This window comes from Micromonospora sp. A3M-1-15, from assembly GCF_024213425.1.
Lineage (GTDB): Bacteria > Actinomycetota > Actinomycetes > Mycobacteriales > Micromonosporaceae > Micromonospora > Micromonospora chersina.
In genome coordinates this window covers 655,814-669,685 of record NZ_JANAVK010000001.1, presented here as the reverse complement: position 1 = coordinate 669,685, position 13,872 = coordinate 655,814, and the positions used below count along the sequence as shown (strand labels likewise).

The 13,872-nt window shown below is 76.0% G+C and carries 15 protein-coding genes and 3 tRNA genes; 10 read left to right on the top strand and 8 right to left on the bottom strand.

The annotated features are described in order from the left end of the window. Positions 1-13 precede the first annotated feature (13 nt). The gene (locus NLX85_RS03015) at positions 14-538 is read left to right on the top strand and encodes a GNAT family N-acetyltransferase (RefSeq protein WP_254331482.1); all 525 of its coding nucleotides are present in this window, start codon (positions 14-16) and stop codon (positions 536-538) included. A gap of 1 nt (position 539) precedes the next feature. Here the strand turns inward: NLX85_RS03015 and NLX85_RS03010 are convergent, their stop codons facing one another. The 3 genes from NLX85_RS03010 to bioB are packed head-to-tail and all read right to left on the bottom strand — an operon-like array spanning position 540 to position 2,275. Continuing rightward, on the bottom strand, positions 540-1,046 hold the full coding sequence (locus tag NLX85_RS03010) for a GNAT family N-acetyltransferase (RefSeq protein WP_254331481.1): 507 nt from the start codon (positions 1,044-1,046) through the stop codon (positions 540-542). Position 1,047: 1 nt separating this feature from the next. Then, complete coding sequence (locus NLX85_RS03005; RefSeq protein WP_254331480.1) at positions 1,048-1,272, bottom strand: hypothetical protein; 225 nt, start codon at positions 1,270-1,272, stop codon at positions 1,048-1,050. A 7-nt stretch (positions 1,273-1,279) separates the two neighbouring features. After that, positions 1,280-2,275 carry a biotin synthase BioB gene (gene bioB, locus NLX85_RS03000; RefSeq protein ID WP_254331479.1) on the bottom strand — a complete coding sequence of 332 codons (996 nt, stop codon included), beginning with the start codon at positions 2,273-2,275 and terminating at the stop codon, positions 1,280-1,282. 168 nt (positions 2,276-2,443) lie between these two features. On the opposite strand from bioB, the gene NLX85_RS02995 reads away from it, so the two are divergent. The 4 genes from NLX85_RS02995 to NLX85_RS02980 are packed head-to-tail and all read left to right on the top strand — an operon-like array spanning position 2,444 to position 6,730. Then, the gene (locus NLX85_RS02995) at positions 2,444-3,580 is read left to right on the top strand and encodes an 8-amino-7-oxononanoate synthase (RefSeq protein WP_254333580.1); all 1,137 of its coding nucleotides are present in this window, start codon (positions 2,444-2,446) and stop codon (positions 3,578-3,580) included. Positions 3,581-3,635: 55 nt separating this feature from the next. Beyond that, entirely contained in the window at positions 3,636-4,364 is a 729-nt protein-coding gene (gene bioD, locus NLX85_RS02990; protein WP_148427842.1) for a dethiobiotin synthase, read from the top strand. Between the two features lie 54 nt (positions 4,365-4,418). Then, the gene (locus NLX85_RS02985) at positions 4,419-6,056 is read left to right on the top strand and encodes a sensor histidine kinase (RefSeq protein WP_254331478.1); all 1,638 of its coding nucleotides are present in this window, start codon (positions 4,419-4,421) and stop codon (positions 6,054-6,056) included. Then, entirely contained in the window at positions 6,053-6,730 is a 678-nt protein-coding gene (locus NLX85_RS02980; protein ID WP_148427838.1) for a response regulator transcription factor, read from the top strand. Before NLX85_RS02985 ends, NLX85_RS02980 begins: the two co-directional genes overlap by 4 nt. A 16-nt stretch (positions 6,731-6,746) precedes the next feature. Here NLX85_RS02980 and NLX85_RS02975 read toward each other — a convergent pair whose 3' ends face one another. From NLX85_RS02975 to NLX85_RS02960, 4 genes are all read right to left on the bottom strand, one after another. After that, positions 6,747-7,568, bottom strand: coding sequence for an ABC transporter permease (locus NLX85_RS02975; RefSeq protein ID WP_254331477.1), 822 nt, complete (start codon positions 7,566-7,568; stop codon positions 6,747-6,749). Continuing rightward, positions 7,565-8,497: an ABC transporter ATP-binding protein gene (locus tag NLX85_RS02970; protein WP_254331476.1), complete on the bottom strand. Its 933-nt coding sequence runs from the start codon at positions 8,495-8,497 to the stop codon at positions 7,565-7,567. The genes NLX85_RS02975 and NLX85_RS02970 overlap by 4 nt, the downstream gene beginning before the upstream one ends. Before the next feature lie 69 nt (positions 8,498-8,566). Next, the gene (locus NLX85_RS02965) at positions 8,567-9,730 is read right to left on the bottom strand and encodes a cytochrome P450 (RefSeq protein ID WP_374628049.1); all 1,164 of its coding nucleotides are present in this window, start codon (positions 9,728-9,730) and stop codon (positions 8,567-8,569) included. 9 nt (positions 9,731-9,739) lie between these two features. After that, positions 9,740-10,408, bottom strand: coding sequence for a methyltransferase (locus NLX85_RS02960; protein WP_254331475.1), 669 nt, complete (start codon positions 10,406-10,408; stop codon positions 9,740-9,742). A gap of 196 nt (positions 10,409-10,604) precedes the next feature. Between NLX85_RS02960 and NLX85_RS02955 the strand changes: the two genes are divergently transcribed. Beyond that, a complete protein-coding gene (locus NLX85_RS02955; RefSeq protein ID WP_254331474.1) occupies positions 10,605-11,441 on the top strand; it encodes a hypothetical protein in 837 nt (278 codons plus the stop codon). Between the two features lie 84 nt (positions 11,442-11,525). Then, positions 11,526-12,767 carry an alkane 1-monooxygenase gene (locus tag NLX85_RS02950; RefSeq protein WP_254331473.1) on the top strand — a complete coding sequence of 414 codons (1,242 nt, stop codon included), beginning with the start codon at positions 11,526-11,528 and terminating at the stop codon, positions 12,765-12,767. Here NLX85_RS02950 and NLX85_RS02945 read toward each other — a convergent pair. Continuing rightward, entirely contained in the window at positions 12,688-13,290 is a 603-nt protein-coding gene (locus NLX85_RS02945) for a TetR/AcrR family transcriptional regulator (protein ID WP_254331472.1), read from the bottom strand. The two genes, NLX85_RS02950 and NLX85_RS02945, sit on opposite strands and share 80 nt — an antisense overlap. A gap of 283 nt (positions 13,291-13,573) precedes the next feature. On the opposite strand from NLX85_RS02945, the gene NLX85_RS02940 reads away from it, so the two are divergent. The 3 genes from NLX85_RS02940 (at position 13,574) to NLX85_RS02930 (ending at position 13,840) form a co-directional block, all read left to right on the top strand. Continuing rightward, positions 13,574-13,646: transfer RNA gene (locus tag NLX85_RS02940), tRNA-Gly, on the top strand. A gap of 34 nt (positions 13,647-13,680) precedes the next feature. Continuing rightward, positions 13,681-13,751 (top strand) — tRNA-Cys (locus NLX85_RS02935). A gap of 14 nt (positions 13,752-13,765) precedes the next feature. Continuing rightward, positions 13,766-13,840, top strand: a tRNA-Val gene (locus tag NLX85_RS02930). The last annotated feature ends 32 nt before the right edge of the window (positions 13,841-13,872 follow it).

The window sequence follows — 13,872 nt, the reverse complement described above, 5'->3', positions numbered from 1 at the left end:
CTAGCCTCCCCGCGTGCCCGAGCTGATCACCCCGACCACCCGCCTGCACCGGTCCTGGCTGGCCGCCCGCGACGAGTGGGGGCACGGCGTCCACCAGGACGGCGCCGGGCTGCGCCCCACCGACGACGTGGACTCGCCGGCGGGCTTCGCCGACTGGGTGGGTCGGCTGCGGGACGGCGAGGACGAGTCCCGACTGCCCGAGGGCATGGTGCCGGCGCTCTACTGGTGGATCGTCGAGGGCGACGAGGTGCTCGGCGCCATCTCGCTGCGGCTGCGGCTCAACGACTTCCTGCGCAACGCCGGCGGCCACATCGGCTACGGCGTACGCCCATCGGCCCGTCGTCGGGGCGTGGCGACCTTCGCCCTCGGCGCCGCGCTCGCCGAGGCCGCCCGGCGGGGCATCGACCCGGTGCTGGTCACCTGCGACGACGGCAACACCGCCTCGGCCCGGACCATCGAGCGGCACGGCGGCGTGCTGGACGACGTCCGGGACACCGAGCTGGGCCGGCTCCGGCGCTACTGGATCCGTACCCGCTGACTCAGTCGGCCAGTTCGTCGGCGAGCAGGTCCATGAGCAGGGCGTCGTGCCAGCGGCCGTCCGCGCCCCGCTCGTAGCGGCGCATGATGCCGACCGGCCGGAACCCGACCTTCGCGTACGCCCGGATGGCCGCGGTGTTCGCCGCCGCCGGGTCGATGGTGAAGCGGTGGTGGCCGTACTCGTCGGCCAGGTGCCGGGCCAGGGTGCGGATGGCGTCCCCGCCGAGGCCGGCGCCGCGGGCCTCCGGGTCCAGGAAGATGTCCAGGCTGGCGTGGCGGTAGTCGGGGTCGGTCTCGGCGTACCACTGGATCGCGCCGACCAGCCTGCCGTCGTGCTCGATCGCGTAGACGGTCAGGTCGTCGTCGGCCAGGTCGGCGCGGACCGCCTCGGCGAGGTCGTCGTCGCCGCGCCACCAGCGGCGTACCTCCGGGGTGGCCCGCATCGCCGCGAGCGCCGGCACGTCGGCGTCGGTCGCCGGCCGCAACGTCACCGCACGCCCCCGCAGCACGTCAGCCCCGGATCTCGCCGTGCTCGACGCAGACCGCCGACCAGCCGGTCGGCACGACCTGCACCTTCATCCGCCGCCGGCAGTGCGCGCACCAGCGCGGCGGCTCCAGCGCCCGGGCCGCCGCGCACGCCCCGTGCGGGCCCGCCGCCACCGACTCGCCGCAGCGGTCGCACCAGAGCGGCAGCGCGGCGCCGGCCGGCGTCGCGGGCTCGACAAGCTCGGTCACGTCGTCCTCACAGGGTGGCGGAGAGCGCCTTCACCGGCATCTTCAGGTCGTCCAGCAGCTTCAGGTCGTCGGTCGCCGGCCGGCCCAGAGTGGTCAGGTAGTTGCCGACGATGACCGCGTTGATGCCGCCGAGCAGGCCGTCCCGGGTGCCCAGGTCGCCGAGGGTGAGTTCCCGGCCGCCCGCGTACCGGAGGATGGTGCGCGGCATGGCCAGCCGGAACGCGGCGATGGCGCGCAGCGCGTCCTTGCCCTCGACCACCTGGCGGTCGGCGAGCGGGGTGCCCGGGCGGGGGTTGAGGAAGTTCAGCGGCACCTCGTGCGGGTCCAGTTCGGCGAGCTGCGCGGCGAACTCGGCGCGCTGCTCCACCGTCTCGCCCAGGCCGAGGATGCCGCCGCAGCAGACCTCCATGCCGGACTCGCGGACCATCCTCAGGGTCTCCCAGCGCTCCTCCCAGGAGTGCGTGGTGACCACGTTCGGGAAGTAGGAGCGGCAGGTCTCCAGGTTGTGGTTGTAGCGGTGCACGCCCATCTCGACCAGCTCGTCGACCTGCTCCTGGCTGAGCATGCCGAGCGAGGCGGCGACCTGGATGTCCACCTCCGCCCTGATGGCGGCCACGCCCTCGCGCATCTGCTTCATGAGCCGGGCGTCGGGGCCGCGCACGGCGGCCACGATGCAGAACTCGGTGGCCCCGGTCGCCGCGGTCTGCTTCGCCGCCTCGACCAGCGCAGGGATGTCCAGCCAGACCGAGCGGACCGGCGACGTGAACAGGCCGGACTGCGAGCAGAAGTGGCAGTCCTCGGGGCAGCCGCCGGTCTTCAGCGAGACGATGCCCTCGACCTCGACCTCCGGGCCGCACCAGCGCATCCGCACCTCGTGGGCGAGCTGGAGGGCGGCGGGCAGGTGCTCGTCGGGCAGGTTCAGCACGGCGAGGACGCCGGCCTCGTCGAGGCCGACGCCGTTCTCCAGCACCTGGGTCCGGGCCTGGTCGAGGATCTCTGGCATGGCTCGTACCCTACAAGGCCCCTCCGGGGCCGGGAAACGGCCGCGTCCGGCCCCCGGGAGCAGGCCCGGCGAGCCGGACCGCGCCACGCCGGGCCCGTCCGGGCGGGTGGTAACTTCGCCCCGCGGAAGCGCCCGGCGGGGCGACGGGTCGGGGAGAGGGACGTGACGGTGGCGGACTGGCTGGCGGCCCTGGACCGCCGCGCCCAGCTGCGCGCGAAGGCGGGGCTCACCCGCACGCTGCGCCCGCGCGCCGCCGGCGACGCCGTGGTCGACCTGGCCGGCAACGACTACCTGGGCCTGGCCACCCACCCGGAGGTCACCGCCGCCGCCGGTCGGGCGCTGTCGGCGTACGGGCTGGGCGCCACCGGGTCGCGGCTGGTGCGCGGCTCCACCGACCCGCACCACGCCCTCGAGGACGACCTGGCCGATTGGCTCGGCACCGACCGGGCGCTGGTCTTCTCCTCCGGCTACCTGGCCAACCTCGCCGCCGTCCGGGGCCTGGTGCAGCCGCGTACGCTGCTCGTCTCCGACGCCCACAACCACGCCTCGCTGATCGACGGCTGCCGGATCTCCGGCGCCGAGACGATCGTCACTCCGCACGGCGACGTCGACGCGGTGGCCGCGGCGCTGGCCGCCGCCCCGGGCCGCCCGGCCGTGGTGGTGACCGAGTCGGTCTTCTCCGTCGACGGCGACCTCGCCCCCCTCGCGGCGCTGCACGCCGTGGCCCGCCGGCACGGCGCGCTGCTGCTTGTCGACGACGCGCACGCGCTCGGCGTCACCGGCCCGGCCGGGGCCGGCGGGGTGGCCGGGGCCGGGCTGGCCGGCGAGCCCGACGTGGTGGTGACCGCGACCCTGTCCAAGGCGCTCGGCGGGGCCGGCGGTGTGGTGGCCGGGCCGGCGGAGTTCGTCCGGCACCTCGTCGAGACCGGCCGCACCTTCATCTTCGACACCGCGCCGCCGCCGGCCGTGGTAGCCGGGGTACGCGCCGCGGTGCGGCTGGCCCGGGCCGGCGACGGCCTGCGCGCCGAACTGGCCGAGCGGGCCGCCCTCGCGGTGCGCCGGCTGGGTGCGGCCGGGCTGGAGGTCTCCGCCCCGGACGGGGCGGTGGTCTCGGTGACCGCCCCCGGTCCGGAGGCCGCGACCGCCTGGGCGGCCGACTGCCGGGACCGGGGCGTGGCGGTGGGCTGCTTCCGGCCGCCGTCCACCCCGGACAGTCGGTCCCGGCTCCGGCTGACCATCAGCGCGGGGGTCGAACGGGCCGACTTCGAACGGGCCCTGGACGTGATCGTGGCGTGTGCACCGTGAGCGCGAGGAGTGAGCCGGGTTTGCGAGCCCCGCAGTCGCGAACAGAGGAGGGCTCATGACGAACGGCTGGACCGGGCCGGTGCTGGTGACCGGCACGGACACCGAGGTGGGCAAGACCGTGGTGACCGCGGCGATCGCCGCCGCCGCGCAGGCCGCCGGGCTGCGGGTCGCGGTGGTCAAGCCCGGCCAGACGGGTACGGCCACCGGCGACCCCGGCGACGTCGACTCGGTGACCCGGCTGGCCGCCCCGCTCACCGGCCGGACCCTGGCCAGCTACCCGGACCCGCTCGCCCCGCTCGCCGCGGCCCGGGTCGCCGAGCTGGAGCCGCTGGAGCTCTACACCGCGGTCGACGCCGTCCGCGAGGAGGCCGACAAGCACGACCTGGTGCTCGTCGAGGGGGCCGGCGGGCTGCTCGTACCCATGGGGCTGCGCCCGTCGGGCGAGCCCTGGACGGTGGCCGACCTGGCGGTGTCGCTGGGCGCGCCGGCCGTGGTGGTGGCCCGCGCCGGGCTGGGCACGCTCAACCACACCGCGCTGACCCTGGAGGCCCTGGAACGCCGGGCCATCCCGGCCGGCGTGGTGATCGGCGCCTGGCCGGCCGAGCCGGAGCTGGTGCACTGGCTCAACCTGTCCGACCTGGTGCCGAACCTGCTGGGCGCGGTGCCGATGGGCGCCGGCGGGATGGACCCGGGCGTGTTCCGCCGGTCCGCCCCGGGCTGGCTCACCCCGGCGCTCTACGGCGTCCTCGACGACTGGCGCGCCTGGGCCGAGGAGATCAGCTGAGCACCTGACTTTCGTCGGTGTCCGGCCCTCCCGGCCGTGGGTAGCCTGGCCGCCGTGGAAGCGCAGCCAACCCCGCCGGCCGTCCGGCGCCGGGCCGGCGACCTGCTGCTCTGGGCCGTGGTCGCCGCCCCGGTGGCGTACGCCGGGCTCACCCCGCCCTGGCCGCGCCACGCCGTGCCGCTGCTGGCCGGCTCGCTGGCGCTGCTCGGCCTCGCGGTGGGGTTCGGCCGCCGGTGGCCCCTCGCGGCGCTGCTCGCCGTGGTGCTCGGCTCGCTCGTCGACGGCAACTTCGTCTTCGCCATCCCGGTGTTCAGCTACCTGGCCGGCCGGCGCAGCGCCGGGGCCGGCCGGGTGGCCGCCGGCTTCGCCGCCGTCGCGGTCGCCGGCACCGCGGTCAACCTCGGGCTGCTCGGCACCAACCCGGCCACCTGGTTCCTGCTCGCCTCGGTCCTGCTCTTCGCCGGGGTGTTCCCCTGGCTGCTCGGCCGGCTGCGGCGGCAGCAGCGGGCGCTCGCCGAGGCCGGGGCGCGCCACGCCGAGGCCGAGGAGCGGGAGCGGCGGGCCGCGGTGGAGCGGGTACGGCTGCGCGAACGCGCCCGCATCGCCCAGGACATGCACGACTCGCTCGGGCACGACCTGAGCCTCATCGCGCTGCGCGCCGCCGCGCTGGAACTGGCCGCCGACCTGCCACCCGCGCACCGGGCGGCGGCCGGCGAGCTGCGGGCCAGCGTGGCCACGGCCACCGAGCGGCTGCACGACATCATCGGCGTGCTCCGCGAGGAGCGGTCCGGGTCGCTGCGGCCGGCCGGCGAGACGGTGGCCGAGCTGGTCGAGGGCGCCCGCGACGCCGGGCTGTCGGTCGAGCTGCGCGCCGACCCGGATGGCGCGGACCTGCCGCCACTCGTCGCGCACGCCGTGCACCGGGTGGTCCGCGAGGCGCTGACCAACGCCGCCCGCTACGCCCCCGGCGCCCCGGTCACGGTCACCGTCGGCCGGGCGGGCGGTGAGGTGGCGGTGTCGGTCGTCAACGGGGCGGCGCCGAACGGACCGCTGCCCGGGCCGGCGTCGCACGGTTCGGGGCTGGTCGCCCTGCGCGAGCGGGTCCGCCTGGCCGGGGGAGCGCTGGACGCGGGCCCCCGGGGCGGAGGCTTCGCGGTGACGGCGCACCTGCCGCTGACGGCCGGCCCGGCGCCCGCCGCGGCCGGGGTCGACCGACCCGACGGCCTCGCCGTGCCGACCGCGGCCGGCGCCGGCCCCGGTCGATCCACCGGCCTCGCCAGCCCGGCCGCCGAGCCGGATGACGGCCTCCGGGACGTTGACGGGACAGGCCCCGCGCCGGGAGACCGCCCCGGTGACGCGGCACGGCGGCTGCGGGAGGCGCGGCGGCGGGCCCGGCGGAGCCTGCTCGTGGCGTTCGGCGCGCCGGCCGGCCTCGCCCTGGTGCTCGCGCTGGTCTACTACCCGCTCGCCACGGCGGGCGCGGTCCTCGACCGGTCCGGCTACGAGCGGCTGCGCCTGGGCGAGGAGCGGGACGCCCTCGGGTTGCCCCGCCGGCAGGCCGACCCGCCGGCCGGTGCCGCCCCGGGTCGCTGTGAGTACTACACCGACGGGAACTTCCCGTTCGCCGAGCCGACCTGGCGGCTCTGCTTCGCCGACGGCCGGCTGGTCAGCAAGGAGAAGATCGCGCGATGACCGACGACCACGGGCGCCCCCTGCGGGTCGTGCTCGCCGACGACGAGGCGATGGTCCGGGCCGGGGTGCGGGCCATCCTGGCCGCCGACCCGGGCATCGAGGTGGTGGGCGAGGCGGGCGACGGCCACGCGGCCGTGGAGCTGGTGCGGGCACACCGGCCGCGGGTGGCGCTGCTGGACATCCGGATGCCCCGGCAGGACGGGCTGGCCGCGGCGGCGGAGATCCGGCGGCTGGTGCCGGAGACCGCCAGCGTCATGCTCACCACGTTCGGCGACGACGACCTGATCTCCCGGGCGCTCGGTCACGGGGCGAGCGGGTTCCTGCTCAAGTCCGGCGATCCCCGGGAGCTGCTGGCCGGCCTCCGGGCGGTGGCCGACGGCGGGGCGTACCTGTCGCCGCGGGTGGCGCGCCGGGTCATCGAACTCAGCGGCGGCCGGCTGGCCCGCGGCCCGTACGCCCGGGACCGGCTGGCCGGGCTGACGGACCGGGAGCGGGAGGTGCTCGCCCTGGTCGGGGCCGGGCTGTCCAACGCCGAGATCGCCCGCCGGCTGCACCTCGTCGAGGGCACCGTGAAGAGCTACCTGACCAGCATCTTCACCCGGCTGGACGTGCGCAACCGGGTGCAGGCGGCGATCCTCGCGTACGAGGCGGGGCTGGTTCCGCCGACCGGCTGACCAGCCCCGCCCCCGCTCACGCGTCCCGGCGGCGCAGCGCCCAGCGGCCCAGCGCCAGCGCGGCCCCGGCCCAGCCGGCGAGCACCAGCAGGCCCACCGCCGCCGGGTAGGGCTCGGTGTCCCCGGCGAGGAAGTGGTTGCCGGCCACGCCGGGGAACGCGTCGGCGATCCGGGTGAGCACGGTGATCCCCGGCTCCTGGAGCGACAGCGGCACGATCATCAGCAGCGCGAACAGCACGGTCAGGGTGAGCACCGCGCCACGCAGCGCCGCCGCCAGCCCCAGCGCCAGCACGCCCACCAGCGCCAGGTAGGCGGCCGACGCGACCACGTCACCCACGGTGCCGACCAGCGGGGCGCGACCCCACTCGCCGAGCACCGGCCGGGCGACCGCGGCGCCGACCGCGCCGAGCAGCAGCCCGGCCAGGAACGTCACCACGCCGACCACGACCGCCTTGGCCGCCAGCACCCGTCCCCGCGACGGGGTGCAGCGCAGCGTGGTGCGGATCGTGCCGGTGGCGAACTCGCTGCTGATCGCGAAGAGGCCGAGGGCGAGCACCACGTACTGGGTGAGGTCCAGCGCGCCGGCGACCACCTCGCCGACGTCGACGATGCCGGGGTTGACGGTCGGGTCGTCGTCGGTGTTGGCGTTGACCGCGTAGATGGCGAGCTGGCCGGCGGTGGCCGCCATGGTCAGCGCGGCGGCCAGCAGCGTCCACCAGGTGGACCGGACCGACCAGAGCTTGGTCCACTCGGCGGCCACGGCCCCGGTGAACGGGCCGCCGGCCGGGGCGGGCCGGGACGCGGGCCGGGTCGGGGTGCGGGTGGGCAGCGCGGTCATCGGGTCTCGCCTCCGGTCGGGCCGGCCGCGTACTCCACGCTGCCGGCGGTCAGTTCCAGGAACGCCTCCTCCAGGGAGGCGGCCACCGGGGTCAGCTCGTGCAGCCGCACCCCCAGCTCGTACGCGAGGTCGCCGACACGGCCGGCCGTGACGCCGGTGACGGTCAGCCCGTCCTCGTCGCGGTCGACCGTCGCCCCCTCGGTGACCAGCCGAGCCTCCAGCGCCGCGAGGCCGGCCGGCTCGGGCCCGCGTACCCGGACCGGGCTGGCCGGCCGGGCGGCGATCAGCTCGGCGAGCGGCGCGTCGGCGACCAGGCGGCCCCGGCCGAGCACCACCACCCGGTCGGCGGTCTGCTGCATCTCGCTCATGAGGTGGCTGGAGATCAGCACGGTGCGTCCCTCGTCGGCGAGGCCCCGGGTGAACCGGCGGATCCACCGCACCCCGTCGGGGTCGAGCCCGTTGACCGGCTCGTCGAGCAGCAGCACCGGCGGGTCGCCGAGGAGCGCCCCGGCGATGCCGAGCCGCTGGCCCATGCCGAGCGACAGCGCGCGTCCCGGCTTGCCGGCGGCCCGCCCGTCCAGCCCGACCAGGTCGAGCACCTCGTCCACCCGCCGGGCCGGGATCCCGTTGCTGCGAGCCATGGCCCGCAGGTGCGCCCGGCCGGAGCGGGCCGGGTGCACGCCGGTGGCGTCGAGCAGCGCGCCGACCTCGTGCAGCGGGTACCGCAGCTCCCGGTACGGCCGGCCGTTGACCAGGGCCTGCCCGGCGGTGGGCCGGTCCAGCCCGAGCACCATCCGCATGGTGGTGGACTTGCCCGCGCCGTTCGGGCCGAGGAAGCCGGTCACCTGCCCCGGTCCGATCTCGACGGTCAGGTCGTCGACCGCGGTGGCCGCGCCGAACCGTTTCGTCAACCCACGAAGTGTGATCATGCGCCGACGGTAGGGAGCGGAGGGGGTGCCGCACCGCCACCGATGGGCACCGGTCGGCCCTGACTTTCGTCAGGTCCGGCGGACCATGAACGCGTCGGGCATCCGGAAGGTGAGGTTGTCCGGGCACCACGGCGGCCGGACCACGGTCACCCCGTCGAGCAGCGGCGCGGCCTCGGCCACCACGACGGCCGCCTCCATCCGGGCCAGCTGCGCCCCGACGCACCGGTGCGGGCCGGCCCCGAAGGCCAGGTGCCGGCGGGAGCCGCGCTGCCCGGGCCGGAACTCGCCGGGCGCGGCCACCACGGCCGGGTCCCGGCCGGCCCGGGCCAGCCAGGCGACGATGCTGGTGCCGGCCGGCACCTCGACCTCGCCGAGGGTGGTGTCCACGGCGGCCACCCGCCGCCAGGTGACGATCGGCGGCTCCAGCCGCAGCCCCTCCTCGACCACGTCGGCGACGGGGATCTCGCCCGCGCGCAGGCCGGCCCGCACCGCCGGCTCGCCGGCCAGCCGGTGCAGCAGCAGGGTGAGGAACTGCGAGGTGGTCTCCTGGCCGGCGACCAGCAGGAAGAACAGCGCGCCGACCACCACGTCGGGGGAGTGCCCCGCGGCGCGCAGCCGGGCGGCCAGCCCGCCCCCGGTGGCGGCGAACGCGCGGAGCACGGTGTGGAACCGGCCCACCTCGGCGGCGAGGGCGAGCTGCCGGGCCTCGTCCAGCGGCGCCCAGAACAGCTCCAGGGCGGCCCGGGCGAAGTCCTTGACCGCGCCGACCGGGGCGTCCGGCAGCTCGACCAGCCGGGCCAGCACCAGCAGCGGCAGGTCGGCGGCGAGCCCGGCGTACAGGTCGACCGGCTCGCCCGCGGCGAGGGCGGCGGCGAGCCGGGTCACCCGCTCCCGGACCAGGCTCGTGAGCCACGGCTGCTGGGCGGCCACCCGGTCCGGGTGCAGCGCCTCGGCGACGATCGCGCGGATCTCCGGGTGGCTGGCCGACGCGTTGTTGGCGAGCGTCGGGGGCAGCCGGAACCGGTGCCCGGCGAGCACCCGCAGCGCGGCCACCGGGATCGGGGTCACCGCGTCGAGGGCGTTGTCCGGCCGGAACGTCTCCGGGTCGGTGAGCAGCCGCCGGACCAGCGCGTGCCGGGTCACCACCAGGTGTGGCACGCCGACGTGGTCGACCACGGTGGCCGCGTCGGGCCACGGACCGTCGACGGACTCCCCCCAGCCCCGGAACAGCACGGCGTCACGCTAGCGGGCGGCTCCGGGCGGAGCCGGGTCCAGCTCCCACACGGTGGTGTGCTTCACCCGTACGCTCTCCAGCGCCTCCGGCACGGGCACCTCGTACGCGGCCAGCTCGTGGAAGCGCTCGCGGGGCAGGAACGCCCGGCCGGGGTCGCCGACCAGCACCCGGGCCCCGGACCGGGCGGCCCGGAGCAGGAAGCGCAGCATCCGGCGGGCCATGGCCTCGCTGTAGAACACGTCCCCGGCCAGCACCACCTCGGCGCCTCCGGCGTCGCCGTCGAGGATGTCGCCGAGTTCGGCGACGACGCGTACCCCGTTGGCCTCGGCGTTGAGCGCGACGGCCGCGACGGCCCGCTCGTCCACCTCGACGGCCCGGACGGTGGCCGCGCCGCCCCGGGCGGCCGCGATGGCGACCAGGCCGGAGCCGGAGGCGAGGTCGAGCACCCGCCGGCCGGCGACCAGCTCGGGATGGTCGGTGACGTAGCGGGCGAGGGCCTGGCCACCGGCCCAGGCGAACGCCCAGAACGGCGGCGGTTGGGCGCTGTGGAACTCGCCCTCGGTCAGCTCCCAGAGGCCGATCGGCTCGTCGGCCTGGTGCAGCCGCACCTCGGGGACGAAGGCGACCGGGGTGAGCCGGGCGTGCAGCCGGACGAAGGCCGCGGACAGGTCGGACACCGGGTGATTCTGTCGTACCCCGGACGTGGGCCGGCGGGCGATCCCGGGCGTGTCGCGGCGCGGGCGTGACCGGTTCACCACGTTCGGTGACAACCGACCCCGGTGTTGGCGGTTCGTGCGAACACGCCCGTCTACCGGGGCGCCGGTGGCGCTCCTAGCGTTTCGGGGTGGACGCGGCCGACGGGAGGAGACGGTGGTGAGCGGGTGGCGGTGCGCGCTGCGGATCGGGGTGGTGCTGACCTGTCTGGCGGGGGCCGGGCTGGGCGCGGCCGTGCCGGCCGGGGCGGCGGCCGCCTTCTCGACCGAGCTGAGCGGCCTGCCGGACGAGTTCACCGCCGGGGGCCGGGTGGAGACGCTCTCCGCCGTGGTGTCCCGGTCCGATGGGGGCGGCTGCGTCAAGGTGCGCTGGTCGATGCTGCTGCGGGTGCAGGGCCTGCGGCTGGACCAGGTCAAGGTGGACCGGGTGGAGGACGGCGGCTCCTTCCCGCTGGAGATCCGTACCGAGGGGGACACCGCCCGGCTCACCGACCGCGACCTGGACCCGGGCCTGCTCTGCCCGGGCCGCACCGTCACGGCCCGCTACCGGGTGGCCTTCGCCGAGGACGTGGGCCGCGGGCGGGTGAGCTTCGCCGCCGAGGCGTACGACCCGGAGTTGCGCCTGCTGGCCCGGCAGACCGCCGCCCGCGGGGTGGTGGGGCGGGAGGCGACGGCCGAGCCGACCGAGGCGACGCCGGAGCCCAGCCCGTCCAGCGCCGAGCCGACCGATTCGGCCACCGAGGAGCCGGTGACCGAGGAGCCGTCGAGCGAGGCGGCGGTGGTCGAGCCGCCGCCGCCCGGCGCGGCGGGCCGGCCGGTGTCCACCTCGGGCGGTTTCGGCGTGGTGCAGGGCGCCTTCCTCCTCGGCGGGCTGCTGGTCTTCCTCGGTGCGGGGCTGCTGCTGCGGATGCGGCGCCTGCTGCGCCCGGCCCCCGAGGCGCCGGAGGACCCGGGGTGGGCGTTCGAGCGGCCCCCGGCCCGGGGGCGCCGGCGGTAGATCGGTTTACAAAACATTGCCTCTTGTAAAACGCCGTGACGGCTGCCACAGTCTGGGCAGGAGTTCACGGATCGGAGGCTGACGATGGGCACCGACACCGTCCCCTGGCGGGACACCCGCAAGCCGCTCTGGCCGCTCGCCCTGCTCGTTCCCGCGCTGCCCTTCATCGCCTGGTCGCTCTGGCACGCGACCGGCGCCGGCTGGGCGTGGTGGCTCACCCCGGCGGTGGTGTTCGGCGTCATCCCCGTGGTCGACCTGCTCATCGGGGACGACCGGGAGAACCCGCCGGAGGAGATGGTCCCGGCGCTCCAGGCCGACGGCTACTACCGCTGGCTCACCTACCTCTACCTGCCCGCCCAGTACGCGGCCCTGGTGCTGTGCTGTGCCGTGTGGACGTACGGCGGGCTGTCCTGGCCGGCCGCCGCCGGCCTGGTCGCCACCGTCGGGGTGGTCGACGGCATCGCCATCAACACCGCCCACGAGCTGGGCCACAAGCGGGAGACGGCGGAACGGTGGCTCTCCCGGATCGCCCTCGCGCCGACCGGCTACGGGCACTTCCACGTAGAGCACAACCGGGGCCACCACACCCGCGTCGCCACTCCGGAGGACCCGGCCAGCTCCCGGCTGGGCGAGACGTTCTGGGCGTTCTGGCCGCGTACGGTCTGGGGCAGCCTGCGTTCGGCCTGGCGGCTGGAGAGCGGCCGGTTGCGGCTGCGGGGCCGTTCCCCGTGGACCTGGCGCAACGACGTGCTCAACGCCTGGGCCATGACCGTGCTGCTCTACGCCGTGCTGGCGGTCGCCTTCGGCCCCGGTGTGCTGGTCTTCCTCGCGCTCCAGGCGGTGGTCGGCTTCTCCCTGCTGGAGGTGGTCAACTACCTGGAGCACTACGGACTGGCCCGGCAGCGCACCGCCGCCGGCCGCTACGAGAAGGTCGACCCCCGGCACAGCTGGAACAGCGACCGGACGGTCACCAACGTCTTCCTCTTCCAGCTTCAGCGGCACAGCGACCACCACGCCAACCCGCTGCGCCGCTACCAGGCGCTGCGCAGCTTCGACGCCTCCCCGCAGCTGCCCGCCGGCTACGCCACCATGGTGGTCGCCGCGCTGCTGCCGCCGGTCTGGCGGCGGGTGATGGACCACCGGGTGCTCGCCCACTACGGCGGCGACCTGGAGCTGGCCAACGTCCACCCGCCGGCCCGGGACCGGCTGCGACAGCGCCGCGCGACCCCCTCCGGACCGGCCGCGTTCAGTCCAGCTGGGCCGGTTCCAGGCCCAGCTCGCGCGCCGCGACGAGGCGGACCCACTCGGCGATCTGCCGGCGGGTGATCACCCGCTCGTGCACCGCGAGCTGCACCGCGAGGCCGTCCATCACCGCGCTGATCCGCCAGGCCGCGCCAGCCGGGTCGGGGCAGTCGAAGGTGCCGTCGGCCACCCCGTCGCTGATCACCGCGGCCAGGTCGCGTCGCCACCGCAGGTCCAGCCGGCGGGAGAGCTTCTCCAACTCCGGGGTGCGCAGCGACTCCGCCCAGCCGTCGATCCACATCGACCAGGAGGTCGACCGGCCGGCCGGGGCGTAGAGGCGGAGCATCCGGCGGAGCTTGGTCAGCGGCGGGGCGCTGGAGCGGACCACCGTGTCGAGCCGGTTCAGGTCCTGCTCGACGGCGTAGGCGAACGCCTGCGCGAGCAGCCGGTCCTTGGTGGCGAAGTGGTAGAAGACCAGGGCCTGGCTGACCCCGGCGGCCTCGGCCACGTCGGCCGTGCGGGTGTTGGCGAGTCCCCGTTCCGCGATCACCTCACAGGCCGTGCGCAGCAGCGCGTCCAGGCGGATCTCGGCGGCACGTCTCGTCACGTTGGTTACCGTAGCCCATCCGATTGACCACGAGGAGTTACCGAAGCGGCCGGTCTGCCGTACGACAGTCGGATCCCGGACAGTGCCGCGACGGCGGTTCGGGAGGCCGGATCCGCAGGTCGGCGGGCTGCTCGGCCCTCCTCCACCCGCCACCCAGGCTCCTAGGAAGCTCCGGGCGCCGGAAACCCCGTCACCCGGACGCGCCCGAAAGGGGACCCGATTTGGCAACCCTTCCCGGCCTCGGCTAAAGTTCTCATCCGTCACCGGATAACTCCGGGGGCACGCGGACGTAGCGCAGCTGGTAGCGCATCACCTTGCCAAGGTGAGGGTCGCGGGTTCGAATCCCGTCGTCCGCTCGGAGCTGCCGCCACGCATGTCGGGGGCAACCTCGGTGGAGTGGCCGAGAGGCGAGGCAACGGCCTGCAAAGCCGTGTACACGGGTTCAAATCCCGTCTCCACCTCGGCAGTTGAGCGAGGGCGATTGGCGCAGTGGGAGCGCGCTTCCTTGACACGGAAGAGGTCACTGGTTCAAACCCAGTATCGCCCACCAGCGCAGAGGCCGTGTCGATCATTCGACACGGC

Excerpts from the sequence above, each read along its gene's own strand:
- bioB (WP_254331479.1), bottom strand. The coding sequence starts at position 2,275 with ATGCCAGAGATCCTCGACCAGGCCCGGACCCAGGTGCTGGAGAACGGC.
- bioD (WP_148427842.1), top strand. The coding sequence starts at position 3,636 with ATGACGAACGGCTGGACCGGGCCGGTGCTGGTGACCGGCACGGACACC.
- NLX85_RS02980 (WP_148427838.1), top strand. The coding sequence starts at position 6,053 with ATGACCGACGACCACGGGCGCCCCCTGCGGGTCGTGCTCGCCGACGAC.
- NLX85_RS02975 (WP_254331477.1), bottom strand. The coding sequence starts at position 7,568 with ATGACCGCGCTGCCCACCCGCACCCCGACCCGGCCCGCGTCCCGGCCC.
- NLX85_RS02970 (WP_254331476.1), bottom strand. The coding sequence starts at position 8,497 with ATGATCACACTTCGTGGGTTGACGAAACGGTTCGGCGCGGCCACCGCG.
- NLX85_RS02950 (WP_254331473.1), top strand. The coding sequence starts at position 11,526 with ATGGGCACCGACACCGTCCCCTGGCGGGACACCCGCAAGCCGCTCTGG.